27 protein-coding genes and 1 pseudogene are annotated in these 24,968 nt (G+C 64.9%); 15 read left to right on the forward strand and 13 right to left on the reverse strand.

Going from position 1 to position 24,968, the window contains the following annotated elements; translation table 11 throughout:
- Window positions 1-128 precede the first annotated feature (128 nt).
- Window positions 129-929 (forward strand): thioesterase family protein, encoded by an 801-nt coding sequence (locus RAD04_RS29595; RefSeq protein ID WP_461626624.1) that lies wholly within the window; start codon window positions 129-131, stop codon window positions 927-929.
- Here RAD04_RS29595 and RAD04_RS29600 read toward each other — a convergent pair.
- Window positions 917-1,741, reverse strand: coding sequence for a helix-turn-helix domain-containing protein (locus RAD04_RS29600; RefSeq protein ID WP_461626625.1), 825 nt, complete (start codon window positions 1,739-1,741; stop codon window positions 917-919). The two genes, RAD04_RS29595 and RAD04_RS29600, sit on opposite strands and share 13 nt — an antisense overlap.
- Window positions 1,742-1,781: 40 nt before the next feature.
- On the reverse strand, window positions 1,782-2,603 hold the full coding sequence (locus RAD04_RS29605; protein WP_461620468.1) for a helix-turn-helix domain-containing protein: 822 nt from the start codon (window positions 2,601-2,603) through the stop codon (window positions 1,782-1,784).
- Window positions 2,604-2,704: 101 nt separating this feature from the next.
- Between RAD04_RS29605 and RAD04_RS29610 the strand changes: the two genes are divergently transcribed.
- Window positions 2,705-2,935, forward strand: a complete 231-nt coding sequence (locus RAD04_RS29610) for a hypothetical protein (protein WP_461626626.1) — start codon at window positions 2,705-2,707, stop codon at window positions 2,933-2,935.
- A gap of 38 nt (window positions 2,936-2,973) precedes the next feature.
- Window positions 2,974-3,372, forward strand: coding sequence for a hypothetical protein (locus RAD04_RS29615; protein ID WP_461626627.1), 399 nt, complete (start codon window positions 2,974-2,976; stop codon window positions 3,370-3,372).
- A gap of 44 nt (window positions 3,373-3,416) precedes the next feature.
- Here the strand turns inward: RAD04_RS29615 and RAD04_RS29620 are convergent, their stop codons facing one another.
- On the reverse strand, window positions 3,417-3,980 hold the full coding sequence (locus RAD04_RS29620) for an SET domain-containing protein (RefSeq protein ID WP_461626628.1): 564 nt from the start codon (window positions 3,978-3,980) through the stop codon (window positions 3,417-3,419).
- Window positions 3,981-4,142: 162 nt separating this feature from the next.
- Here RAD04_RS29620 and RAD04_RS29625 point away from each other — a divergent pair, with 162 nt between their 5' ends.
- Window positions 4,143-4,748, forward strand: a complete 606-nt coding sequence (locus RAD04_RS29625) for a hypothetical protein (RefSeq protein WP_461626667.1) — start codon at window positions 4,143-4,145, stop codon at window positions 4,746-4,748.
- A gap of 22 nt (window positions 4,749-4,770) precedes the next feature.
- Here the strand turns inward: RAD04_RS29625 and RAD04_RS29630 are convergent, their stop codons facing one another.
- On the reverse strand, window positions 4,771-5,499 hold the full coding sequence (locus tag RAD04_RS29630) for a TetR/AcrR family transcriptional regulator (RefSeq protein WP_461626629.1): 729 nt from the start codon (window positions 5,497-5,499) through the stop codon (window positions 4,771-4,773).
- A 106-nt stretch (window positions 5,500-5,605) separates the two neighbouring features.
- Here RAD04_RS29630 and RAD04_RS29635 point away from each other — a divergent pair, with 106 nt between their 5' ends.
- The 7 genes and pseudogenes from RAD04_RS29635 (at window position 5,606) to RAD04_RS29665 (ending at window position 11,132) form a co-directional block, all read left to right on the forward strand.
- On the forward strand, window positions 5,606-7,003 hold the full coding sequence (locus RAD04_RS29635; RefSeq protein WP_461626630.1) for a carotenoid oxygenase family protein: 1,398 nt from the start codon (window positions 5,606-5,608) through the stop codon (window positions 7,001-7,003).
- Window positions 7,004-7,084: 81 nt separating this feature from the next.
- The gene (locus RAD04_RS29640) at window positions 7,085-7,357 is read left to right on the forward strand and encodes a hypothetical protein (protein WP_461626631.1); all 273 of its coding nucleotides are present in this window, start codon (window positions 7,085-7,087) and stop codon (window positions 7,355-7,357) included.
- A gap of 76 nt (window positions 7,358-7,433) precedes the next feature.
- Window positions 7,434-8,010, forward strand: a pseudogene (locus RAD04_RS29645) (hypothetical protein).
- Window positions 8,011-8,022: 12 nt separating this feature from the next.
- A complete protein-coding gene (locus RAD04_RS29650) occupies window positions 8,023-8,577 on the forward strand; it encodes an inner membrane-spanning protein YciB (protein WP_461626632.1) in 555 nt (184 codons plus the stop codon).
- A gap of 190 nt (window positions 8,578-8,767) precedes the next feature.
- Window positions 8,768-9,064, forward strand: coding sequence for a hypothetical protein (locus tag RAD04_RS29655; RefSeq protein ID WP_091965460.1), 297 nt, complete (start codon window positions 8,768-8,770; stop codon window positions 9,062-9,064).
- A 14-nt stretch (window positions 9,065-9,078) separates the two neighbouring features.
- Window positions 9,079-9,999, forward strand: coding sequence for an SH3 domain-containing protein (locus tag RAD04_RS29660; protein WP_461626633.1), 921 nt, complete (start codon window positions 9,079-9,081; stop codon window positions 9,997-9,999).
- Between the two features lie 158 nt (window positions 10,000-10,157).
- Window positions 10,158-11,132 carry a DUF3616 domain-containing protein gene (locus tag RAD04_RS29665; protein ID WP_461626634.1) on the forward strand — a complete coding sequence of 325 codons (975 nt, stop codon included), beginning with the start codon at window positions 10,158-10,160 and terminating at the stop codon, window positions 11,130-11,132.
- Between the two features lie 57 nt (window positions 11,133-11,189).
- On the opposite strand, the gene RAD04_RS29670 is transcribed toward RAD04_RS29665, so the two are convergent.
- Window positions 11,190-12,845 carry a fumarate hydratase gene (locus RAD04_RS29670; RefSeq protein ID WP_461626635.1) on the reverse strand — a complete coding sequence of 552 codons (1,656 nt, stop codon included), beginning with the start codon at window positions 12,843-12,845 and terminating at the stop codon, window positions 11,190-11,192.
- 214 nt (window positions 12,846-13,059) lie between these two features.
- On the opposite strand from RAD04_RS29670, the gene RAD04_RS29675 reads away from it, so the two are divergent.
- From RAD04_RS29675 to RAD04_RS29690, 4 genes are all read left to right on the forward strand, one after another.
- Window positions 13,060-13,533, forward strand: coding sequence for a hypothetical protein (locus RAD04_RS29675; RefSeq protein ID WP_461626636.1), 474 nt, complete (start codon window positions 13,060-13,062; stop codon window positions 13,531-13,533).
- 339 nt (window positions 13,534-13,872) lie between these two features.
- Window positions 13,873-14,046 carry a hypothetical protein gene (locus tag RAD04_RS29680; protein WP_461626637.1) on the forward strand — a complete coding sequence of 58 codons (174 nt, stop codon included), beginning with the start codon at window positions 13,873-13,875 and terminating at the stop codon, window positions 14,044-14,046.
- A 359-nt stretch (window positions 14,047-14,405) separates the two neighbouring features.
- Window positions 14,406-15,527 carry a helix-turn-helix transcriptional regulator gene (locus tag RAD04_RS29685; protein WP_461626638.1) on the forward strand — a complete coding sequence of 374 codons (1,122 nt, stop codon included), beginning with the start codon at window positions 14,406-14,408 and terminating at the stop codon, window positions 15,525-15,527.
- A gap of 82 nt (window positions 15,528-15,609) precedes the next feature.
- Entirely contained in the window at window positions 15,610-16,284 is a 675-nt protein-coding gene (locus RAD04_RS29690) for a methyltransferase family protein (RefSeq protein ID WP_461626639.1), read from the forward strand.
- Window positions 16,285-16,612: 328 nt separating this feature from the next.
- Here RAD04_RS29690 and RAD04_RS29695 read toward each other — a convergent pair whose 3' ends face one another.
- From RAD04_RS29695 to fliE, 8 genes are all read right to left on the reverse strand, one after another.
- A complete protein-coding gene (locus RAD04_RS29695) occupies window positions 16,613-17,320 on the reverse strand; it encodes a glutathione S-transferase (RefSeq protein WP_461626640.1) in 708 nt (235 codons plus the stop codon).
- A 182-nt stretch (window positions 17,321-17,502) separates the two neighbouring features.
- A complete protein-coding gene (locus RAD04_RS29700) occupies window positions 17,503-18,186 on the reverse strand; it encodes a lectin (RefSeq protein ID WP_461626641.1) in 684 nt (227 codons plus the stop codon).
- A gap of 145 nt (window positions 18,187-18,331) precedes the next feature.
- On the reverse strand, window positions 18,332-19,339 hold the full coding sequence (locus RAD04_RS29705; protein WP_461626642.1) for a Tim44 domain-containing protein: 1,008 nt from the start codon (window positions 19,337-19,339) through the stop codon (window positions 18,332-18,334).
- A 317-nt stretch (window positions 19,340-19,656) separates the two neighbouring features.
- Window positions 19,657-22,236: a cell cycle histidine kinase CckA gene (cckA, locus tag RAD04_RS29710; protein ID WP_461620484.1), complete on the reverse strand. Its 2,580-nt coding sequence runs from the start codon at window positions 22,234-22,236 to the stop codon at window positions 19,657-19,659.
- A gap of 155 nt (window positions 22,237-22,391) precedes the next feature.
- The gene (gene flhB, locus RAD04_RS29715) at window positions 22,392-23,471 is read right to left on the reverse strand and encodes a flagellar biosynthesis protein FlhB (protein WP_461626643.1); all 1,080 of its coding nucleotides are present in this window, start codon (window positions 23,469-23,471) and stop codon (window positions 22,392-22,394) included.
- 4 nt (window positions 23,472-23,475) lie between these two features.
- Complete coding sequence (gene fliR, locus RAD04_RS29720; RefSeq protein ID WP_461626644.1) at window positions 23,476-24,252, reverse strand: flagellar biosynthetic protein FliR; 777 nt, start codon at window positions 24,250-24,252, stop codon at window positions 23,476-23,478.
- A 17-nt stretch (window positions 24,253-24,269) separates the two neighbouring features.
- A complete protein-coding gene (fliQ, locus tag RAD04_RS29725; protein ID WP_018321865.1) occupies window positions 24,270-24,533 on the reverse strand; it encodes a flagellar biosynthesis protein FliQ in 264 nt (87 codons plus the stop codon).
- A gap of 113 nt (window positions 24,534-24,646) precedes the next feature.
- The gene (gene fliE, locus RAD04_RS29730; RefSeq protein WP_018321864.1) at window positions 24,647-24,955 is read right to left on the reverse strand and encodes a flagellar hook-basal body complex protein FliE; all 309 of its coding nucleotides are present in this window, start codon (window positions 24,953-24,955) and stop codon (window positions 24,647-24,649) included.
- Window positions 24,956-24,968: the final 13 nt, after the last annotated feature.

Genomic DNA, 24,968 nt, shown 5'->3' on the forward strand with positions numbered 1-24,968 from the left:
TAAGCCGAACCGGGGGCGGCGCAAGCCGCCGGCCCTGCATGGCTCACGACTTCACCTCTGCGGTTATTGTGACCGCTGCACCCCGCCCCGATACTTGCGGCCACAATCAAGTCCGAGGGGAGACCGCGATGAGCGCCATTTTCAGGCCGGACGGCCAACAGTTCCGGGCCACGGAGCATGCCGGCGGTCCGTGGTCTCCGGACATGCTGCAGGGAAGCGCCACCACCGCCCTGATGACCCGCGAGGTCGAGCGTCTCGCCACCGAAACCGGCTTTGCGGTGCGACGCCTGACCTTCGATCTGTGGCGACCGGCGGGCCTGCGCGCCTTCAGGACCGTCAGCGAATTGCTGCGCGACGGCCGCAAGGCCAAGACCCTGCAGGTGCGGCTGATGGACGGGGAGACCGAGATCGGCCGCTGCACGGCGCTGCTGACCGCGTCGAGCGGGGAATCTCCCGCCGATCCCTTTGCGAGGCCCATGGTGGTCGACAAGGCGCCCGAGGCGGGCAGCCCGCCGCCGGCCTTCGCGCAGAAATGGAGCCGCTATTTCCAGAACGTGTCGGTGCGGCTGATCGAGGGCGCATTGGAGAAGTCGGGCCCGGCGGCGGCCTGGATGCGCCTCGATGCGCCGCTGATCGAGGGCGAACCGAACACGCCGCTCCTGCAGGCGGTGCAGGCCGCGGATTTCGCCAGCGGCGTCGCGCAGATCGTCGACATGCGCGACTGGACCTTCATCAATCCCGAGATCAGCCTCTACTTCTTCCGTCCGCCCGAGAGCGAATGGATCCTGATCCGCGCCGCCACGCGCGTCGGCGCCAATGGCGCCGGCCTCACCACGGCGACCTTGAGCGATCTCAAGGGTCCGTTTGCCGAGGTGATGCAGGCCATGAGCTTCGAGCGGCGTGAGGCCGCGCAAGCTCAGGCCTCTTGAGCCGCAAGCGCGACAAGGGTCGCCTCGGACGCCGCGTCCGCCGGCATGAACATCTCGACGCGCAACTCCTGCAACGTCACATCCTGCGGCGTGCCTAAAGTCAGAACCGCGCCGATCAGTGAGACGCCGGCACCGCCCTTGCGCAGGCGCACCTCGCAGAGCGGCCCCGGCACGGTGTCGTCCTCGATTGCAGGCGTGGGCAGCTCCGGCAGCCGCATCAATTCGCGCCAGGTCGATTGCAGGGCTTCGTCGAGCGGCGCGGCCATTGCCTCATGGCGCGCACGCGACAGCAGAGCCGCGGCCACCGCGGGCCAGTTCTCGACGAACGGCTTGAGCTCGTTCGGCGCCAGGAACATGCGCATGTGATTGAGCGGCCGCTGCATGCGCTCAGGGCCGAGCAGCATCGTCATCAGGCGCGAGGCGGCACGGTTGGCCTGCATGACGTTCCAGCGCCGGTCGGTGACGATCGCGGGAAACGGCTCGTGACGCCGCAGCAGCAGATCGATGGCCCGGCGTGCATCGGCAAGCTCGGGCGCGGCGAGGTCGCGCTCGCCATATTGCCGGGCGAAGCCGCCGGCCTCGAGCAGCGCGTTCCGGTCGCGCAGCGACAGATCGAGGGCGGATGCGAGCTGCAGCAGGATCTCCCGGCTTGCCGCCGCCTTGCCGGTCTCGACATAGCTCAGATGCTTGATCGAAATGCCGGCCTCGAACGCCAGCTCCGCCTGGCTCAACGCCCGGCGCATGCGCCAGGCGCGCAAGAGATCGCCGACGGGATTGGCTGGCCGCGATCGCCGGAACGAGCGTGTGTCCATCGGCGGATTATGCGGGGACCGCTGCTGCCTGTAAACGCCGCTATGACAACCCGGCCGCCATCTGCTTCAGCCGTTCGGCGGTGCGCTCGTCCGCCGGGAAGAAGGTCTCCAGCGCCAGCTCCGACAGGGTGATGTCGACAGGCGTGCCGAACACCATCGTGGTGGAGAAGAAGCTCAGAACTTCTCCGCCATGGCGTAGCTTGAACGGGATCGCGACGTTGTCGCTCGACAGCGGCCCCGTCCGCGCCGGGATCGGATAGCTCTTGAGGTCGTTGTAGAGCTTGATCAGCTCAGGATCGGCCGTCACCTCGCATTGCCGGTGCAGACGCTCCAGAAGATGGCCGCACCACTCCGCGAGATTGACCGTGCGCGGCGCCAGCGCCTCGGGATGAAAGGCGAGCCGCAGCACGTTGAAGGGCTGGCCGAGCAGCCGCTGCGGAATGCCGTCGAGCAGCGGCGCCACCATGCGGTTGGCCGACACCAGGTTCCAGTGCCGGTCCACCGCGAGCGCGGGATTGGGCTCGTGCGCCCTCAGCACGAGGTCGATCGCCTGGCGGGCTGATTTCAAGGCGGGATCCTCCAGCGGGCGCTGCTGGAATGCGGGCGCATAGCCGGCGGCGACCAGCAGCACGTTGCGTTCGCGCAAGGGCACGTCGAGACGCTCGGCGAGCCGCAGCACCATGTCGCGCGAGGGCGCGGCGCGGCCGGTCTCGACGAAGCTTAAGTGACGCGCCGAGATTTCGGCTTCGCCCGCGAGATCGAGCTGGCTCATGCGGCGGCGCTGCCGCCATTCGCGCAAATGGTCGCCGATGTGAACCGGCTGGCTGCGGTCGGCCTGTGCCGTGGATGCATGTGCGTTCATGACCAGAAACCTATCATGCGGATTTCGGCCCTTCCATTACCCACGAGGTAATCGAATTGGCCCCTGGGCCGGCGCATCTTCGGTTGCAACAGGAGATGACCATGATCGCGCTGCTGTTCTACCGGACCGTCGCAGACCACCTTGTTCCCTGGGCCACGGCCTTCGCAACGCGGATGCTGGCGCGCAGCCTCAACATGCCGGAGCCGCTGGTGCATTCGACCGGCGACTATGTGCTCGCGCAGGTCACAGCCTTCGAGCACGGCGTCGGCAGGAGCCTTTGTCCGTTCCGCATCGCCCGCCTGCTCCGCGCCTGGTGGCGCGCATGGCACTGAGTTTCACCCCGAGCCCACCCTGACCATGGAGACCTCTGATGATCGACGCTTCCACCTTCCTGCGCCGCGCGCTGCTCGCCGACGCTATCTTCAGCGGCGTCGCCGCCCTCGGCTTCACTTTCGGCGCGAGCGCGTTCGCTGCGCTGTTCAACCTGCCCGAAGTGCTGCTGCGTGAGACCGGCCTGTTCCTGATCGCCTACGCCGCGCTGGTCGGCTGGCTGGCGTCACGCGCCTCGGTGGCGAAGGCGCCCGTGCTGCTGGTCGTGATCGGCAATGCGGCCTGGACGGTCGGCAGCATTGCGCTGCTGTTGTCGGGCGCGGTGTCGCCGAATCTTGCCGGCGCGCTCATGGTCGTGGCGCAGGCGATCGCCACCGGTGTGTTCGCCGAACTGCAATATGTGGGATTGCGGAGAAGTGCGAGCGTGGTGGCGGCTTGAGGCCCGGGCTTGGCCGCGCATCATTCGCGGCCATCGCCCCTCGGCTACGCGCTCGCCCGGCCGACCTTGCCGGCGAAGTGCTTGCCGTTCAGCTTCTTCTTTTTCGCCGTGCTTTTCGGGCCCGTCTTCTTGGCCTTGGCTTCCGTGCGCGCCTTCACCTTGGCGGCTTCCGCCCGCGCCTCGGCGCGCAGCTTCTTGCGCTTCTTCTCGCAAGACTCGCACTTGCAACCGATCGGCTTCAGATAGGCTTTGAAATAGTCGGTGCCGTAATCGTAGTTGATCTCGTCACCCGGCTCGATGTTCCTGATGGCGCGGATGAAGACCTTGCGCTCGCGCGGCCGGACGTCGGACTCGGCGTTGGGCCGGCAGGAATGGTTGATGTAGCGGGCCAGGTTCTTGCGCACCGAACCGTCGATGGTCCAGCGGCCGTTGAGCTCGAACAGATACTTGTTCTCGACGTCGTCCTGCTCGGGGATCCGCGAATCCAGGATCGGTCCGAAATAGCGGATGATCCGGGTGCCCTTCTTGATCGGCTTGGTGGCGAAGAGGCCGAGCCCGGTCTTGGAGCGGCCGACGCGATAGGGTTTTTGCGAGGAGATGGCTGGCATGATCAAGTAAAGGAGGACGCGAACGAGGCTGGAAGAGCCCAAGCGAAGCCGCTCTTCTAGAACGATTCCGCGCCGCTGTCAGGTCTATCCCACCCCTGTTTGAACCTTGCCCACAATGAAGACGTCTGATGGTACGGAGTTCCCTACGATCGAAGCCTCATGATGAACCGCGTCACCTGCATAGGCCTGGCTGTCTTGATGATCTGCATCGGCCTGAACAGCGCCGTCGCCCAATCCGTGGGCAGCACATACACCTCGACCGCGCCCAAGGATTGCCGCCAGATCGGCAAGCCCAGCGAGCTCGACGGCAGCACCACGCGGGCATGTTCGGGCAAGGACGGCCTCCTGGTGCTGATTGCCGAGGACGATCTTCGCGAAATCGTCTCGGTCGGCCGCAATCGCAAGCAAGCGGCCGAGGAACCGGCAGCCAAGGTCTGGTTCGCGCCGTTCAATTCGTCGGAGACCACGATCGAATGGCGCGCCGTGGGCGCAAAGCCGTTCGCGATCATCCAGCGCTGGCACATCGCCGACAATGCCGATCCCGACAAGCAGGGCCGGCCGAACACCAAGGCCATGCTGGTCGTGACCCGGCTGCCGCCGGGACCGGTCTGTCACGTCGCCTATGTCGATGCGATCGCAAACCCCACCGCCAACGAGCTTGCGCGCAAGGCCGCGGACGATTTCGCCCGCGGCTTCGCTTGCGGCAAGGACGAGGTGAAGATCATCGGCACGCGCGGCCACGCCGTCGAGCTGGCGACGATGCGCTAGGCCTTGGCGGGTCCAACGGCCGCTATGCGGGGAGTTTCGTGGTGATGGGCGCCGTCAGCATCGCCTCGAGCAGCCGCTCGGCCGTCGTCCCCTCGGGCAGACGTCCCAAGATATCCTTGAGCCGCCCGTCGAGCAGCAGCATGGTGAAGCCATGCACCATCGACCAGGCACGTGCGATCGCGGCGCCCTGGCTCAGCGTCAGCGCGTCTTCGCTGATCTGCTCCTGCCGCATCATGCCGATCGCATTCGCAAGCCCGGCGAAGGAGGCTTCGGCCGCCTCGTGCAGCGAGGGCCTGGAATAATCGAGCCGCTCGGTGCGGAACATGATGCCGTACATGCCGGGATGCGCCTGCGCATAGGCGACATAGGCCTTGGGCCGCGCCAGCGCGGCTTCGAGCGGCGTGGTGGCGGCATTGCATGACGACGCCATCGCCGCGTTGAACTGGCGGAAGCCGACGGCCGCGAGTTCGCTGAGCAGGCCGGTGAGATCGCCGAAATGGTGGGTGGGCGCGGCATGCGAGACGCCCGCCTCGCGCGCCACCGCGCGCAATGTGAGGCCAGCGAGCCCGTCGCGTTCCAGCACCCGTTCGGCAGCCTGCAGCAACGCCTCGCGCAAGGCACCGTGGTGATACGGCGTCTCGGACTTCGCGCTCGCCGCGCCGCGCCTTGGGCGCGATGCCGCAGTCGAAATCGTCTTTCTGGGGGCACGCGCGCTTCGCGCCGTTTCGCTCTTGGTATCGCTCTTGGCCATTTGCAAGCTATATGACGCAATATTGACAGTGTAAAGATTTTGCTTGACCGGCGCGACGATCGGCGCTAATTCATCTTTACGATGTAAAGATAGGGAGGGATACGCCGTGCAGCACGACGCCGTCGCCGAGCGCCGCAACAATATCGCGCCGATCCCGTTCGAAGCAGACGCGCCATTCCTGAAGATCATTGGCGAATTGCCGCGCGAGCTGAACGGCGCGCTCTATCGCAACGGCCCCAATCCGCAGTTCGATTCCCCCGGCGCGCATTGGTTCGTCGGCGACGGCATGCTGCACGCTTTCCATCTCGAAAACGGCCGCGCCAGCTATCGCAACCGCTGGGTCCGCACGCCGAAATGGCTCGCCGAGCACGATGCCGGCCGCGCTTTGTTCGGCGGCTTCGGTCGCAAGCTGCCGGATGCCCCGGCTGAGCTCACCGACGGCGGCGTCGCCAACACCAACATCATTTTCCATGCCGGCAAGCTGCTGGCGCTGGAAGAAGCGCATCTGCCGACCGAGATCGAGCCCGGCACCCTGGCGACGCGCGGCTATCACAACTACCACGGCCGCGTCGCCGGCAGTTTCACCGCGCATCCGAAGATCGATCCCGTGACCGGCGAGCTGGTGTTCTTCGGCTACAACGCGGCGGGGCCGCTGACGCCTGCCCTCTCCTACGGCTCGATCGACGCCGCCGGCAAGGCGACGCGCTTCGAGCGGTTCGAGGCGCCCTATGCCAGCATGGTCCACGACTTCATCGTCACCGCGAACCATGTGCTGTTTCCGATTCTGCCGATCACCGGCAGCATGGAGCGCGCGATGCGCGGGCAGCCGCCCTATGCATGGGAGCCGGACAAGGGCGCCTATGTCGGCGTGATGAAGCGGAGCGGCACGGCAAAGGACATCGTCTGGTTTCGCGGTGAAGCCTGCTACGTCTTCCACATCATGAACGCGTGGGAGGACGACAACCGCATCATCGCCGACGTCATGCAGTTCGAGGAAGCGCCGCTGTTTCCGCATCCCGACGGCCGGCCGACCGATCCGGAGAAGTCGCGCGCCCGGCACTGCCGCTGGACGTTCGATCTCTCCGGCAATACCGATCGCTTCCAGCAGACCTATCTCGACGATCTCACCGGCGAATTCCCGCGCATCGATGACCGCCACGCCGGGTTGAAAAATCGCCACGGCTGGTACGCCTGCGCCAATCCGAAACTGCCGATGTTCGGCGCGCTCTCCGGCGTCGTCCATGTCGACGGCAACGGAAGGCGTCTCGGCCATTATCTGCTACCCGCCGGCGACACCATCTCCGAGCCGGTGTTCGTCGAGCGATCGAAGGATGCGACTGAGGGCGATGGCTGGCTGCTCGCCGTGGTCTGGCGGGCGCGGGAGAACCGCAGCGACCTCGCCGTGTTCAACGCCACCGATGTCGAAGCGGGTCCCGTCGCGCTGGTGCAGCTCGGCCACCGCGTGCCGGATGGTTTCCACGGCAATTGGGTGGAAGCGCGGTAGCTCCCGTCCTTCCGGGGCGTGCCACTTGGCGCGCGCCCGGAGCCACAGCACGGACGTGTCACCAAAGAGGCCCGTATCCAGATGCCCTCAATCACCGCAGACTTCCTCGCCATCCTCGCCCTGGTCTGCGTCGCGCTCACACTCGAAGTGATCCATTTGCGGCGGAGCGGCCAAGTCATCTTCAACGGCGTCATCTTCAACGGCGGCATCCTGCTCGCCCTCGGCCTCGCGATCGCCTGCACGCTGCCCATTCTGTCGCGCCTGAACTGGGCGGATTTGGTTGACGAGGTGTCCGACCAGGCCGTTGCGGCCCTTCATCTTTTGGAGGTTGCCTACGTTATTTTGACACTGTAAAGATTTCACTTGACCCGACCTCACCTCTGAAATATTGATCTTTACATCGTAAAGATCGGCCTGACCGAGGTAGGCAATGGCGATTTTCCTGATCCTTGCGCCCTACGGCGCTTACAGCCTCCTGATGCTGGTGACGTCGGCCGCGATCAGCGTATTCGTGGCCTCCGCGATCTGTCTCGCCACCATCGCAATCGACATGGTACGCGGGCGCTCGGTGAAGACCCTGGCCGCAGGCGCGGCGATCGTGTTCGCCGCAATCGGCCTCTACCTCGCGCTGCTCGACCCGCAGCTCGGGACGCTCGGCGTCAAGCTGTCGGTCGATATCGGCATCTTCGTCATCTCGCTCGGCTCGCTGCTGGCCCGCCGTCCCTTCACCCTTGCAATATGCGCTTGAAGCAGTGCCGGCCGAGACCGCGGCGATGCCCGGCTTTCTCACTGCCAATTATGTCATCACCGGCGCCTGGACGGTGGCCGCGCTGTTGATGGCGGCTGGCAATCTCGTGCTGCTCTACGTCCCCGGCCTGCCGCTCTGGTCGAGCCTTGCAGTCGCCTTCGCCGCCCGCAACAGCGCCATTTACTTCACAAAATGGTATCCCGAGTATCGCCAGATCAAGTACGGTACGCCTGCCCGCGCATTGCCCAACGCCCGCTGAACAGGATTGACGATGAAGGACGTATTCGCCCGCCTCGGCTCCGATCTCTTCTCCGCCATCCTCTTCCTGGTCATCTATCTCGTCACCGACAACGTCATCCTGGCGACGTCGGTGGCGATCGCCGGCGCGATCGCGCAGGTGATCCACGCCCGCATCAAGGGCCAGCAACTCAACTACATGACCTATGCGAGCCTCGCGCTCGTCGTCGGACTGGGCGGGATCACTCTGCTGACCCATGATCCTCGCTTCATGATGGCAAAGCCTTCGATCGCGCATTTCGCCATCGGCGCGATCATGCTCAAGCGCGGCTGGATGCTGCGCTACATGCCGCCGATCGTCGTCGAGACCGTTCCGGAATATGTGACGGCTGCAGGCTATGCCTGGGCGGCGCTGATGTTCGTGATCGGCGTCGGCATGATCGTCGTCGCCTCCACGGGCGATCTGAAGCTGTGGGCGTTCTACCTCACGGTGGTCGCCGGCGGCGCCAAGATCCTCGCCTTTGCCGTGCAGTATGTCGTGCTCCGGCTCATCGTCACCAGTCGCCGTCGCGCTGCAGCCCGCGCCTGAAGCGCGATGTGATCGCGCTTCAGGTTGTTGTCTGAGCATGATCTTTTCCGAAAACCGCTACGCACTTTTCGGGATCATGCTGCTATGCCTCCAAGGCAGGGTTAGGCAGGAGCTGCGAGTTGGGCTATAGGCTCGTCCGGGACTGGCCGCGGATCGTCGCGGTCCGCCGGGATTTGTTCGGGAGACGGGAATGGCCGTAGACGGCAACTGGAATCTGACCATGACGACGCCGATGGGCGAGCGCCAGGCGACGCTGAACCTCAAGGCCGCCGGCGGCACGCTCACGGGCACACAAGGTGCGGAAGGTAATACCGCCGAGATCTTCGACGGCACCGTCTCTGGCGACAACGTCTCCTGGAAGGTCTCGATCACCAATCCGATGCCGCTCACGCTCGAATTCGCCGGCACCGTCTCCGGCGACAGCATGAACGGCGAAATGGGCATCGGCCCGATGGGCAGCTTCCCGTTCACGGGCGCCCGCGCCTAAGGCCGCGCAGCATCATGCGCGTGCTTCGTCTTATCGCGGCGACCATGCTGTGCGTCGCGACACAAGCGGCGCGCGCGGATGACACCGAACCGGCGTGGCGCGCAAGCGCGCTCGCCATGGTGCCGGCAGGCTATGTCGCCGGTGTCGCTTATCGAACCGATGGCTCGATGGGATATCTCGCCGTCTATCCCGCGCCATCGAACGATCCAAAAACACCGGCAAGCGTGTTCGCTGCGCGCCAGGCCCTCGTGGTCACGCTGACACCGGATGCGACACGCGCAGTTTCCGCCGAGCTGAAGCCGCGCGCGGAGCCCGATCCCGACAATGACGAGACCGATTTCGCAAAGCTGCACGCCGATCTCGCCGCCGGACGTGCAAAGCTGCCCGAGGGCACCGAGCCCTGCAGTCTCGGCGCCTGGTCCATCGACAAGGACCCTGCTGGCCTCAACGTGCGCGCCGAACCGTCAACGACGGCGCGTGTGCTCGGCACGCTGCCGCCGCCCTACCGCTTGAAGTTAGGCGGCGCTGAGAACACGCCCGACGGCGGCTGGCTCACCGAATTCCGCATCATCGGCTCCAAGAACGGCTGGTTTCTGATCGAAGGCGCGAAGCCGCCGGGCAAGGACTACGAGGACGAGAAGAGATATCCGCGGAGCGCGCCCAAACCCTATGCCGGGCGCGGCTGGGTCGCCTCCAACAAGGTCGGCGCGAGCTTCGCCAACGGCTACACGCGCGCGGGCGGGCTGTTCCAGGCTCCCTTCGTCGACGCCAAATGGATGCCGGCGCAGCGTGAGCTCGGCGGCCCGATCGATGGTGACGGCGGCCCGAAGCGCCTCTTCGCCTGCAGCGGCTTCTGGGGTCTGGTCGAGAGCCATGACGGCGTCCGCGGCTGGTGGCGGTCGTTGTGCTCGAACCAGGTCACCAATTGCAGCTGAGAAGAGAGCGCTCCGCGACATTCTCGCTCTTGTCTTCTTAACAATTCAGGATTGTATTTGAGCATTGCACCCGGGAGGGAAAAATGCCGTACAGCATCACCCATGCATTTCATCGATCACTGACAGCCGCGTTCGTTTGCATTCTGCTGGGAGCAGCGATGTCGACCGGACGCGGCGAACAATTGCCGCCGAAGATTGCCCCGGAGGCAACCGCCTGGAAGCCCGCCTCGATCTTCGAAAAAGACGACAAGGACGACAAGTTCAAGGATCAGCCACGCATGAATCTGAGCGGAGCGGCGTGCGTGCCGACCACGCCGAAGTTCACCTCGTGCCTGATTGCCAATGATGAGAAGAAATACGCACAGTTCTTCTCGATCGAAGGCAACGTCCTCGTTCCCCGGAAGCTCATCCGGCTTTCGGATGACGACAAGGACCCCGATGCCGAAGGCGTCGCGTATGAAAAGGGCTTCTTCTATGTGACGGGCTCGCACGGCCGAAGCCGCAAGAGCGACAAGGAGAATCTGTCGAGCTATGTCGTGTTTCGGATCGCCGTGGATCCGCAAACCGGTGCTCCCAAGACCGAACCCAACGCCAGGAAGGTCGAAGGCGTCGAGTCGACCCCGCGGCTGCGTGAGGTCATCGAAAACGACAAATTCGTCAAAGCGAAATTCAACAAGCCGCTTGCGGAGGGCGGCGTCAACATCGAAGGAATTGCGGTAAGGAACGGCCGCATGTACTTCGGACTGCGAGGACCGTCGCTGGAGCGGCAGGCTTTCGTGCTCAGCGTCGATGCTGCAGCGCTCTTCACCAAGCTCGACGATCTCAAGCCGGACTCGGCCCCGCTGGAACTCGGAGAGAATACCGGGATACGGGACCTTGCCGTAGTGAACGACGGCATCTTGATCCTCGCAGGCCCGACACGGGACGAAACGGTCCCCTATACGGTCTGGCTGTGGGACGGCAGCAGCAAAACGGCAAAGCCCTTGGCTACGCTCGATCTCAGCACGGTCACAGCGGGCGCCAAAGCTGAGATTCTGCTTCCCCTCGAGGAAGACACAGCCGGCATTCGCACTCTCGTGATGTTCGACAGCGCGGAAAATGGCGGCGCCATATCGTTCAATCTAAAACGCTGAGCCGCGCTACGCAGATCGTCCGCCGGTCCGAAAACCGGCGGACGACGCAAGATCGGACTAGCCCAGGTTCAATTCCTTGAAGAAGTCGTTGCCCTTGTCATCGACGATGATGAACGCCGGGAAGTCGACGACCTCGATGCGCCAGATCGCTTCCATGCCGAGCTCGGGATATTCGAGCACCTCGACCTTCTTGATGCAGTGCTCGGCAAGGTTCGCCGCGGCGCCGCCGATCGAGCCGAGATAGAAGCCGCCATACTTCTTGCAGGCCTCGCGCACCGCCGGGGCGCGGTTGCCCTTGGCCACCATCACCATCGAGCCGCCGGCGGCCTGGAACTGGTCGACGAAGGAATCCATGCGACCCGCCGTGGTCGGACCGAACGCGCCGGAGGCGTAGCCCTCGGGCGTCTTGGCCGGGCCGGCGTAGTAGACCGGATGGTTCTTGAAGTAATCCGGCAGCGGCTCGCCCTTCTCCAGCCGCTCGCGCAGCTTGGCGTGGGCGCTATCGCGCGCGACGATCATGGTGCCGGTCATCGAGACCCGGGTCTTGATCGGGTGCTTCGAGAACGTCGCCAGAATGTCCTTCATGGGCTGGTTGAGATCGATCTTGACGACCTCGCCGCCGAGCGCCTCTTCGACCTCAGGCAGATATTGCGCCGGATTGTGCTCGAGCTCCTCGAGATAGACGCCGTCCCTGGTGATCTTGCCGAGCACCTGGCGATCGGCCGAGCACGACACGCCAAGCCCAATGGGGAGAGAGGCGCCGTGACGCGGCATGCGGATGACGCGGACGTCGTGGCAGAAGTACTTGCCACCGAACTGCGCGCCGACGCCGAGCGATTGCGTCATCTTGTGAATTTCCTTCTCCATCTCGACGTCGCGGAAGGCATTGCCGTCGGGCGAGCCCTGGGTCGGCAGCGCGTCGAGATAGCGGGCTGAGGCGAGCTTCACCGTCTTCATGCAGAGCTCGGCCGAAGTGCCGCCGATCACGATCGCGAGGTGATAGGGCGGGCAAGCAGCGGTGCCGAGGGTGAGGATCTTTTCCTTCAGGAAAGCGAGCAGCCGGTCCTTGGTCAGCACCGAGGGCGTCGCCTGGAACAGAAAGCTCTTGTTGGCGCTGCCGCCGCCCTTCGCCATGAACATGAACTTGTAGGCGTCATCGCCTTCGGCGTAGATCTCGCACTGCGCCGGCATGTTGTTGGCGGTGTTTTTCTCCTCGTACATCGAGAGCGGCGCGACCTGCGAGTAGCGCAGATTGCGGCGCAGGTACGCGTCGCGCGCCCCTTCCGACAGCGCCGCCTCGTCGTCGCCGTCGGTGATGACGTTGCAGCCCTTCTTGCCCATGATGATCGCGGTGCCGGTGTCCTGGCACATCGGCAGCACGCCGCCGGCGGCGATGTTGGCGTTCTTCAAAAAGTCCAGCGCGACGAACTTGTCGTTCGGGCTGGCCTCGCCGTCCTCCAGGATTGCGCGGAGCTGCTTCAGATGGCCGGGGCGCAGGTAATGGTTGATGTCGCCGAAAGCCGCCTCCGACAGCGCCCGCAGCGCCTCGCGCGACACCACCAGCATGTCCTTGCCCAGGACCTTCTCGACCCTGACGCCCTCGGCCGAGATCTTCTTGTAGGGCGTCTCGTCCTTGCCCAGCGGGAATAGCGGGGTGTGCTTGTAGGGCGGAACGGGCTTTGACGGGTCGGGGAAGGCGGTCGGAGCGTTCATGGGGCAAATCTCGGGGTTTTGGGGCCCTGGCGGGCCTCTCAGCATAGAAGCGTTCTAAGCCCATTTTGAGCGGAAAAGAAAGGGAGCGGCGCGCATGGGGGAGGCCGGCCCGGGGCTCGGGAAGGCACTGGCACAGCACGTGGAAATGGCCGTTCCCACCCTTGCGCTTCGCGCCCGACGACGCTTGAATGCGCGCCCTAAGGGGCTTTTCATCATGACATTGAAACTGGACGTCCGCGGCGCGATCCTGGTCGCCGCCGCCATCACCGGCCTTGTGACCCTCATTTCGCCCGCACGCGCCGACCGCTGCGACGACAGTGCCAAGGAGCTGGCGAACCAGGTCGACCGCCTCAAGGTGAACTTTCGCGCTGCGAACACCGTCTATCTGACGCACCCGGCGGCCAAGGAGCTGTCCGTGGGTTGCCGCGGCGACAAATATTCCATCGAGCTCTATGCCAAGGGTGATCGCAAGCCGACGCCGGAATTCTATGCGCTGGTCGGATCGATGGCGGCGATCGTCTTCACCGTGACCAAGGACGACACCACGACGGGCGCGACACGCTGCCTGAAGCGGATGGGTCTGCTGCGCGGCGACAAGATCAGCATGCGCTATCGGCGACTCAACATGGAATGCACCCGCACCAAAAAGGACGCGTCCATCGCGATCACGCGCGGCAAGGACGAATAGGCGGAGGCCCTCTTCCGCATTGCTGCGGACAAGGTGCAGTTGTGACGCGACGCAGCTCGCCAAGTACTCTGTCATTGCGAGCGAAGCGACTTGTCCGTCGAAGCCTTGGCGAAGGCGGAAGCAATCCAGAATCCTTCCGCGGTGACGGTCTGGATTGCTTCGTCGCAAGAGCTCCTCGCAATGACGAGGAGGGTTTAGTCGTCGCTCGCATAAGGCACGATGCGGGGCACGAACAGCGCCTCCTACCACACCAATCCCTCGCATTTTAACGATTGCCTTGAAGGAATTTTCGCTCCTCGCAGCGCAGGGTCAATTGTTTCCATGTGTGAGGATTTGCGGATGAAGGTTTCCACCGTTGCGCCGCCGCCGATCGCGATCGTGGTTCCGAGCTACGACACGACCAAGCAGCAGGACGACCAGACCAGGACCAAGGACGCCGACCCCACCTACAAGCCGCAGCCGCCCGCGCCGCTGCCGCCGGGTCAGGGCACGCGGATCGATCAGCTCGCCTGATCGATCCTCTCGCGGACTAATCGCCCGATCCGGTCGATCGGCCTGTTTCGCGTCCGGCCGCATCTTCGCCGGATAGCGGGAACATCATGCGCGGCCTGCGCATGATCGCACGACGGCCCTTCCTTAACACCACGCTCGTTGCCGCCATGGGCGCGCGATCGTTCGCGTCCATGCGAACGTTGCGCCCGGCCCACCTGCCCCAGCGCGGCCATTTCCCCCCTTCGCGCACGATTGGGCCATAAACCACCGCCGCCTCCGGGCTCGGAGCGCGGCTTCAAGTGTGATCCGGCTCATCAAATTTCCGCATACGGCGTGCTCATCTGCGAGGCCGAACGAGCATGCGTCGATGGGACAAACCAATGGAACTGAATGAAGAGCTGCTGTCGCTGGTGGCGGACATCTACGATGCAGCGCTCGACGATTCCCGATGGTCGGCGACGCTTCGTTGCATCGTCGACCTGGCGGGCGGCCAAAGCGGCGGTCTGGTCCGGATCGGAGCAGCCGGCGAGGCCGTGATCGCGCATGCCGTCGGTGTCGAGCCCGCCTACGTTCAGTCCTACATCGAAACCTATGAACCGTTCGATCCGTCGCGCAGCGTGCTCCACGCGCCGGTCGGCCAGATCCAGACCATCAGGGACTGGATCGACGTCGACGAATTCCGCACCACCATGTTCTACAACGAATGGACGCGGCCGCAGGCCCTCGAGGATGCCGCCAATCTCCTGCTCGACAAATCTGCCGAGGGAATATCCCGCCTCTCGATCATGAAGGCCGGCGGTCCCGTCGACCGCAGGATGTATCAGGTGATCTCCCACCTCACGCCGCACGTGCAACGGGCCATGGTCGTCAGACAGAAGCTGCAGCAGCAGAACGCATTGGAGACGATTTCGGTCCGCACGCTCGACGCCCTGCGAACCGCCGTCCTGCTGCTCGATGCCGAGGCTCACATCACGCACGCCAATGCCAGCGCGCGCGACATTCTGGACGAGGCCGACGTGCTTCGTTCGGTCCGTGGCCGGCTGGTGACGTCCGACCCGAATGCCGATCGCGTGCTGCGGCAGGCGCTGGCGGGCACGGTTGTCGGAGACCGCGCGATGACGAGCGCAAGCATCTCGTTGCATCTGGCGGCCCGCGACGGCTCGCATTTTGTCGCGCATCTCCTGCCGCTGACCGCCGGGCGCCGGCAAAGCTTCGCAGCGAGTTACGACGCCTGCGCCGTCCTGTTCGTCAGCGAGGCAGCGCTCGATACCGTCGTCGCGCCCGATCTCATCCGCAAGCTCTTCAAGCTGACGCCGACCGAGCTGCGCGTCTTCCTGTCCATTGTCGAGATCGGCGGGGTTCCCGACGTGGCCAGGAGCATGGGCATTGCCGAATCGACGATCAAGACCCATCTCGCCCGGATCTTCACCAAGACCGGAACCAAACGACAGGCGGATCTGGTTCGGCTCATCGCGGCCTTTACACCGCCCATCAAGGTGTGAACCCGGTCGCAGTTGCATCGCGCCGCATGTTTGCCGGAAAGAAAGCTATCCATGCGCCGTGCGGAATAGAACAAGATCGACAATGATCGCCAGACTGCTGCTGCAGAACACAATCACCACCGCCGCGATGGGCGCGCTGCTGTTCGCCTCCGCAGGGACGCTGCGCTGGCCCTCGGCCTGGGTGTTCCTCGCGACATGCACCCTGATCGGCCCGCTCTGCGGCTGGTGGCTCTACCGGATCGATCCGGCGCTGCTCGCCGAGCGGCTGCGGCCGGTGCTGCAGAAGGATCAGCCCGCAGCCGACAAATTGTTCATGAGCGTCTTCGTCGTCGCGATGCTGGCCTGGCTGGTGCTGATCGGCATCGACCGACGCCTTCAATCGTCCGACATGCCGGTCGCGCTTCAGGCGTTCGGCCTCGCGCTGTTCCTGGCCTCGACATTGTTCACGATGTGGGTATTCCGCGAAAACTCGTTCGCTGCGCCGGTGGTGAAGCTGCAGGCTGAGCGCGCGCAGCGCGTGATCTCGACCGGTCCCTACGCTTATGTGCGTCATCCCATGTATAGCGGAATGGTCCTGTTCTTCGGCGGCGTGCCGCTCCTGCTGGGCTCGTGGTGGGGACTTGCGATGGTTCCGATCCTGGTCCTCCTGTTCGCGATCCGCATTGGAATCGAGGAACGCACCTTGCGCGAGGGCCTGCCGGGCTATGCCGATTATGCGGCGCGGGTGCGCTATCGCCTGATGCCGGGTGTTTGGTGAGCGCGCATCGCGCTGCCTCCTCCGAACGGCTGACGCCTGGGAATGCGGACTTCGCTAGACAGTGGCGGCACGCAACGCAACGAAAGACGCGACGATGTTCTGCAAGCCGCCCTGCCCCGACGAGCATGACCTCTCGCCTCTGCCCGATAATTCAGACGTCCGCTCTGGGCCGCAGCGTCTACAGACGCTCGCCGGCCACGACGCGTTCGGGCGATTGATCGCGCCCGAAGCGGCCGGTCCGGAACGGGGGCTGCCGCCAGCCTCCCTCCGGACCGGCTAAAGTTTCTTCTTTTGACGCGAACCGGTATCCACTTCGCTCGAAAACGCTCTAGCCATCCAGTTCGCGATAGCGGCGGAAGATGCCCTGCTCGTTGAAGGGAATGCGGCGCTCGCTCGCCAGATAGGCCTTGATGTTCGGCCGCGCGGCGATGCGGTCGTGCAGGGCAATGAGGCCCGGAATGTCTGTCTCGAACGCCTTCATGCGCCTGGGGAAGGCATAGCGCAGCCCCGCGACGATCTGGAACAGCGAGAGATCGACATAGGTCAGCCGCCGGCCAGTGACATAGGCGCCGCCATTCTCGGTGAGAAGCTGCTCGAAATAGCCGAGATATTTCGGCACCCGCTCCTCCCAGAAATCGGCCGTGCGTTTCTTCGCCGGCGGCTTCTGGTCCTCGTAATAGAGCGAAGGTCCGAGCGGATGATGGGTGTCGTGGATTTCGACCACGAGGTCGGTGATGGTGAGCTGAAGCTGGTGCACCCAGAGTTGCCCGGCCTCCGTCTTCGGCGCGAGCGCATGGCGGGCGCCGAGATAGAGCAGGATATTGGCGGTCTGGCCGATGACGAGCTTGCCGGCTTTCAGGAACGGCGGCGCAAAGGGCGGCGCGCCCTGATGGGCCTCCATCATCTTCATCATCGCAGCCGTGCCGCGCGGCCCGCGCGCGACGTCGACATAGGCGGCGCCCGCCTCCTCCAGCGCCAACCGCACATATTCGCCGCGGCCCTGGATCTCGGGCCAGTAGTAGAGCTCGTATTTCATGGGAGAGGTCCTTTGAGACGCAGGCAGTACAAGCCTAGCATGCGGCGCAAGTTCCGTCGTGGTGAGGCGGAACGCCGGCCCCACGTCATTGCGAGCGTAAGCGAAGCAATCCAGAGTCTTTCCGCGGAGACAGTCTGGATTGCTTCGCTACGCTCGCAATGACGAGTCGAGAGAGCTCCCGCTCAATTCGCAGCGAAACAATACAGCAGGCCGTCGCCGCCCGTGCTCTTCAGATCGGCCTGCGAGCAGCCACCATCGGGACCGCGCGAGGGGTGCGAGCTGTTCCAGGACTTTGACGGTTCGTCGTCGCGCAGGCCGCGGCGATCGAAATGGCCGACCATCGCGGTGCCTTGCGTGCTCGACGTCCAGTTCTTGCACGTGCGATCGTCCGGACCGGCAAACGCGGTGCCGTCTGGTTGCGATCCCGTGAGGACGTCGTGCCGGTTCGGCTGGTCACCCATACCGTTGATCCCCTCGCCCTTCTCGCTGAGCGCGGTCTGCTTGGTGAGGTTGTTGGCGGGGCTGTGCAACTCGGCAACATCCTTGGCAATGACCGCGCCCTTGGCATTCTGCCACGGTCCCTTGCCGATGCGATCGCGCGCGTTGACGGCCGGCTTGCCATCGGCGGCCTGCGTCGAGAGATAGGCGCGCCAGGTCTTCGCACCGACGCCGGCGGTCTGGGCGAGCCTCGCGCACTGCGCATCGGCTCCCTCCAGGCCGCCGAGATCGGCGCCCTTGCCCGGGCCATTGGACGTCACGAAGAACGTCATGTCGGCCGACTGCGCCTGCACGGCTGGTGCCGCAAGCAATGCAAGCGAGGCCGCAGCGAGCGCTGAAATCGTCACGGATCTCTTGATACGGATCATCTTGTCCTCCCGTTGTGTTTGTCGTTGGCCGCCTGATTTCAACCCGATGCGCCCCCACTTATTCCGATGCCGCGGTGAAAGGAGGCGCAAAAGAAAAGGGCGCCGTGCCGGAGCACGACGCCCTTTGTTCTCCATCGCTTTGCGATCAGTTGGTCTGCTGGATCGCCGACAATTCCCAGCCGCTGCCGGGCCGTCGGGCAAAGGTCCAGACTTCGGTGACTTCGCCCGGCTGCTCGCTGCCGGCGACGACCGTGCCGCTGTTGCGATCCAGCGTCTTGTCGGTGAGCGCGAAGCGCAGAGCCACCGTGGCGTAGTCGGTCTCGCCTTCGCGCCAGGCTTCCGCGAGGTCGCCCTGCAGCAGCTTGACGCCGGTCACCTTGTTGACGACGTTGCGCGCGCGGTTCTGGGCGAGGTCCTGCTCGAAATAGGAGACCATCTCCGGCGTCGCGAGCGTGTGCAGCTTGGCCACGTCCTCGTTCGACCAGGCGGTCTGGACATCGCCGAGCAGGCGCTCGAACGCCTCGTAATCGTCCGGCTTGATCTCGAGCGGCGCGTTATTGGCGTTCGCGCCGAAGCCGAAGCCGCCAAGACCACCACCAAGGCCGCCGCGCTGGTTCGGCTGCGGTCCGGAACCTGCGCCCGCATCGGCATTGGCATAGGCCGCCTGCGGCGTGTGACGGCGCTGCCACCAGGACATCGCCAGCCGCACCACCAGCACCACGAGCGCAATCTGGATGATCAGGCCCAGGATCGAGGACAGGCCGCCGAGGCCGCCGAACAGGCCGCCGCCGAACAGCATGCCGAGCAGGCCGGCGCCGAGGAAGCCGGCCGCAAGGCCGCCCATGAAGCCACCGGCGCGGCCGAACAGGCCGCCGCGCGCCGGCGCGCTAGCTGCCGAATTCATGCCGGCACCCGGCTGGGTGTAGGTGCGGTTGAACTGCGAGGCCGAGCCCGGCGCCGTCGTGGTCGAGGGCGGGGCCGAATAGGTGCGCGAGCCGCGCGAACCGGACGAGCCGCCGCCGCCGACACGCGCGTCGGCAGACGAGATCGCCAGCGCAGTCGGCAGCGCAAGCGCCAGCACGACAGCGATCGTCTTGAAGAGACTGCGGGAGCGTAGCGAGAAATTCATGTGCGTTTCCCAAATCCCCGGCATGGGGACGTGCGCCTAAGATGGGCAGACTTCCCGAAAAGTGAAGCCGGTTTCGGAACCTATGGCTGCGGCCCTCAGTCGCGGGGATGTGGCAAAAGCCCATATTTGGCGGGGGCTTGGCCGGGCGCGCCGGGGAACCGTGGTCGCAGGATGCCGGCGGCGTTAGAGGGTAAATTCCGGTTTTTCCTCGTCATTGCGAATCCAGACTGCCTCCGCGGAAGGACTCTGGATTGCTTCGTCGCACCTGCGCAAAATTGCTACGCAATTTGTCGCGGGCTCCTCGCAATGACGGAGGGGCGAACAGCGTGCGCCGCCTACCCTCATCCCTGCTTCGCCATCGTCTCCTTGACCGCCGCCACGAGCTGGCTGAGCGTGAACGGCTTCGGCAGGAAGTCGAACTGCTGGCCTTCGGGCAGGCTCTTTTCGAAGGCGTCCTCGGCATAGCCGGAGACGAAGATGAACTTGATGTCAGGATTTTGCTCCCGCATCGCCTTCAAAAGCGTCGGGCCGTCCATCTCAGGCATGACGACGTCTGAGACGACGAGATCGATCGCGCCGCTCTGCTCCTCCAGCACTTCCATAGCCTCGACGCCGTTCTCGGCCTCGACCACAGTGTAGCCGCGCGAGCGCAGGCCGCGTGCGTTCAGCGCGCGCAGGCCCTCTTCGTCCTCGACCAGCAGGATGGTGCCCTGCCCCGTGAGATCGGTGCGCGGCTTGGCCTCGGCCGCCGCGGCGTCCTTTCCGGCGCCGCTGGTCGCGCTCACCACAGCCGCGGGCTGCTCGACCTGCGCTTCGGGCTCGGCATGGTGACGCGGCAGGAAGATGTGGAACGAGGTGCCCTGGCCCGGCTCGGAATCGACGTAGATGAAGCCGCCGGTCTGCTTGACGATGCCGTAGACCGTGGAAAGGCCAAGGCCAGTGCCTTTGCCGACTTCCTTGGTCGAGAAGAACGGCTCGAAAATCTTGTCGCGGATGTCGGCGGGAATGCCGGTGCCGGTGTCGGCGACCTCGATCCGGACATAATCCGCGGCCGGCATGCCCTTGTAGGCGAGCTTTGCCGCTTCATCCGCGGTGACGTTGGCGGTGCGGATGATCAGCTTGCCGCCGTCGGGCATGGCATCGCGCGCGTTCACCGCGAGATTGACGATCACCTGCTCGAACTGGGAGACGTCGACCTTGACCGGCCAGAGATCGCGGCCGTGGATGGTCTCGTGCTTGACCTTCTCGCCGATCAGGCGGCGCAGCAGCATGGCGAGATCGGACAGCGCGTCGCCGAGATCGAGCACCTGCGGCCGCAGCGTCTGCCGCCGCGAGAACGCCAGCAGCTGCCGCACCAGTGTCGCGGCCCGCGTGGCGTTCTGCTTGATCTGCATGATGTCCTGGAACGACGGGTCGGTCGGCTTGTGCGCGTTCAGCAGGAAGTCGTTCGCCATCATGATGGCGGAGAGCACGTTGTTGAAGTCGTGGGCGATGCCGCCGGCGAGCTGGCCGACCGTTTCCATCTTCTGCGACTGGTTGATCTGGTTCTCCAGCGCGCGCCGCTCGGTGGTCTCGAGCATGTGCACGATGGCGGCTTCCGCCTCGTTCTCGGCGGCATCGACCGGCGTGACGAAGAACTGGCCCCAGCGCTCCTTGGTCCCTTCCAGCGCCACCTCGACCGGGGCGATGTCGGCCTGGCCGTCGGCGGCCTGGTTGATGGCCGCGATAAGCAGATGACGGTCGCGCGAATTGACCGCGCGGAAGATCGACTTGGAGGCGCTGTCGAGCCCGAGCGCCTGGCCGAGCTTGGCATAGCGCGCATTGGCGCGCACCACGTTGCCGCCGCGATCGACGGTCGCGATCGCCATCGGCGTATGGTCGAAGAAGCGCATGAAGCGCACTTCGGCGGCGCGGTCGGGATCGCTGCGCTCGTCGCGGGCGCGGCTGATGACGAGCGTGCGCGACGGCCCCGGCGCGCCGTCGGCGCCGAAGGCGAGCTTGTGATAGAGCCGCACCGGCATGGTCTTGCCGGTGCGCATCCGCAGGTCGATGTCGAAGACCTCGGTCTTCACCTCGCCCGGCACCGCCACGATCGCGGTGAGCAGCGAGGCGCCGTCGCCGGAGACGATGTCGGTCAGCTTCAGGCCGCCCGAGCCGATCTCGGCCAGGTCGTAGTCGAGCCAGTTCGCCAGCGTCGCGTTGACATAAGCGAGTTCGCCGGCGGGATTGACCGAGAAGAAGCCGCATGGCGCGTGGTCGAGATATTCGATCGCGTGCTGGAGCTCCTGGAACACGTCCTCCTGGCGCTCGCGGTCGCGGGTGATGTCGGCGATCGACCACACCGCGTATTTCGCCTCGCGCTTGCCGGTGCCGAGCGGGCGCACCCGCATGCGCAGCCAGCGGCCCTGGCTGCCGTCCTGGCCGGAGATGCGGACCTCTTCCTGCTGCCGCTTGCCTTCGCGCGCGGCCTTGAGCAGGCGGAACACGGCTTCGGAGACGTCGGGGTTGCCGATGAAGACACGCTCGACCGGGCGCACGTCCTGCGGACCGGTCGCGCCGGTCAGCGTCAGATAGGCGGCGTTGGAATAGACCACGTGGCCGCGCGGATCGGTCACGGCGAGGCCATCGAACCCGTGATCGGCGATGCGGCCCACGACCGGATCATCGAGACTGCGGTCGGCGAAGCGGATGATGCCGGCGGCGAAGGCGAACAGGTTGAACAGGCCGACCATGGCCAGCACGGCCAGGATGCCGAGGATATAGGGCTGCGCCTGCGCGCGCCCGAGCGTCATCAGCCCGACAGCGACGGCGACGAGGCCGGCGGCCACCAGCAGCACTAGCGCAATGCTACCCGAGCGCGGCGACGGCTCGTGCGTCGCAACGGGCTCGCGGGTGAGGTCGTGGTCGGTCTCGGCGGTCATTCTCGAGCTGGCGCAGCCTGTCGGCAGAGAATCAACGCGCTACGGGGCGCGTGGGGTCCTCCCTGCCTGAATCGGACCCGCAGGCGCAAGGGCAGCAGGGGCGAAAGGTACGCTGATTCCCAGATTACGGCCATTTCCGGTACTTTTCGGGTGTTTTATCCTCGCCCGGCGCTGAATCCGCGCTTCAGCCGCATGACGTAGCCGATGACTTCGGCGACCGCATGGTAGTGCTCGGTCGGGATTTCCTGGTCGATCTCGACGGTGGCGTAGAGCGCGCGGGCGAGCGGCACGTTCTCCACGATCGGGATGTCGTGCTCGCGCGCGATCTCCCTGATCTTGAAGGCGAGATTGTCGACGCCCTTGGCGACGCAGATCGGGGCCGTCATGCCGCGCTCGTAGGACAGCGCCACCGAATAGTGGGTCGGGTTGGTGATGATCACCGAGGCCTTGGGAACCGCCGCCATCATGCGCTTCTTGGCGCGCTGCTGCCGCAACTGCCTGATCTTGCCCTTGATGTGCGGATCGCCTTCGGACTGCTTGAACTCTTCCTTGATTTCCTGGAGCGACATCTTCTGCCGCTGGAACCAGCTGCGGTACTGGAAAAAATAGTCGGCAATGGCGACGATCGCGAGCGCCGCGACCACCGCACCGAGCAGATGGATCGTCATGCTGGTGCTGGCGCCGAGCATGGCCGCCGGATCGAGCCTGACCATCGCCTCCATGCGATGCCGCTCCGGCCACAGGATCATGGTCATGACCACGCCGAGCAGCACGAGCTTGCCGATGCCCTTGAGAAAATTGGCCGCCGCCTGCTTGCCGAAAATGCGCTTGAAGCCGGCGCCGGGCGAGATCTTGCTGAACTTCGGCGTCAGGGATTCGGTCGACCAGACCAGGCGGTGCTGGAGCATGTTTCCGGCAATCGCCGCCACCATCAGCATCAACAAAGGCACGCCGATCGCCGCGAGCAAGGCGAATTCGATCTGCTGCATCAGCGCGAGCAGAGCCTTGCCGTCGGTCTTGATCATCCAGGAATTGGCGAGCAGGTTGCGCATCGGCGTCAGCAGCCCGCTGCCCACCGAGCCCGAGAAGGTCGAGACCACGAGCGTGCCGCCCGCCATCATGAACCAGGTGTTGATCTCCTGGCTCTTGGCGACGTCGCCGCGTTCGAGCGCGTCGTCCAGGCGCTTTTGCGTCGGGTCTTCTGTTTGACTCTCTGGGTCCTTGTCTTCTGACATCGATCTACCGTGACCTCAGCGGCATCAACTGGTGCATGACACCGATGAAGTAATCCAGATACGTCCCCATCATCGCCGTGAGCACCACGGCGAGCACCAGAAAGCCCGCGAAGATCGAGAGCGGCACACCGACGAAATAGACCTGCATCTGCGGCATCAACCGCGCCAGCACCCCGAGCCCGATGTTAAAGACCAGGCCGAACACCAGAAATGGCCCCGAGAGCTGCAGGCCCAGGCGGAACGCGGCGGCAAAGGCGCGCGTCGCGAGCGAGGCCACATCGCCGCTTGATATGGTCTCACCCGGCGAGAAGATCGCGTAGCTGTCGTTCAGCGCCGCGATCACCAGATGATGGCTGTCGGTGGCGAACAGCAGCGTTACCCCGAGGATAGTCAGAAAGTTGCCGACCAGCACGCCCTGCTGGCCCTGTGTCGGGTCGACCGAGGTGACGAAACCGAGCCCCATCTGCTGTGCAATCACCGATCCCGCAACCTGGAGCGCCGACAACGTCACGCGCGCGGTCGCGCCCAGCACAATTCCGATCGCGATCTCGTGCAGCATCAGGACCAGGAGCGGCGCGAGCGAGCCCATGTCGACATGGTAGGCGTTCCGATGCAGCGGCAGGATGATCAGCGTCAGCAGCAGCGCGATCGACAGCTTGATCCGCGTCGGAATATTGGTCTCGCCCAGCCCCGGCAACAGCATCACCATCGCGCCGACCCGGGCGAAGGCGAGCATGAAGGAAGCGGCGAGCGCCGGCAGCAGCGAGACGTCGATGCGCATAATTGACGCATCTTGCCTCAGCCGCCGATGATTCGCGACGAGATCCGCAGCATGTGGGCGTGGAGCGCGTCGGCCATGAACGGCAGCGCCAGCAGCATCGTGGCAAAGATGGCGAGGATCTTCGGCACGTAGATCAGCGTCTGCTCCTGGATCTGCGTCAGCGCCTGGAACAGCGACACGATGACGCCGACCACGAGACCCACCACCATCAGGGGTGAGGACACGATCACGATCGTCCAGATCGCATCGCGCGCAACGTCGAGGGTTTCGGGTCCGGTCATTGTTTGATACTCGCTCTTGGTTGTCTGACGTGCCGGGAAATGCGAATGGCGAGTAGCGAATGGCGAATCGGAGACGTCCCCATTCGCCACTCGCTACTCACCATTCGCCGAAATCAGATCGGCATCTTCATGATGTCTTCATACGCCGCGATCACGCGGTCGCGGACCGAGACCAGCGTGGACACCGCGACGTCGGTGTCCGCCACCGCCGTCACCACGTCCATCACGTTGGCCTTGCCGGAGGCCATCGCCACGGTCTGCGCATCCGACTTGCGGCCGGACTCCATGACGCTGCCGACGGCGTCCTTCAGCATCGAGGCAAAGGATTGCCCGCCCGCCTCGGTGGCTTTGCCGGCACCGCTGTTCTCCAGCACCCGGGCAAGGTTCGCATAAGCGTTGGCGGCGATTGTCGGTGATGCCATGGCTCAATTGTCC

Source organism: Bradyrhizobium sp. 25ACV, assembly GCF_054863005.1.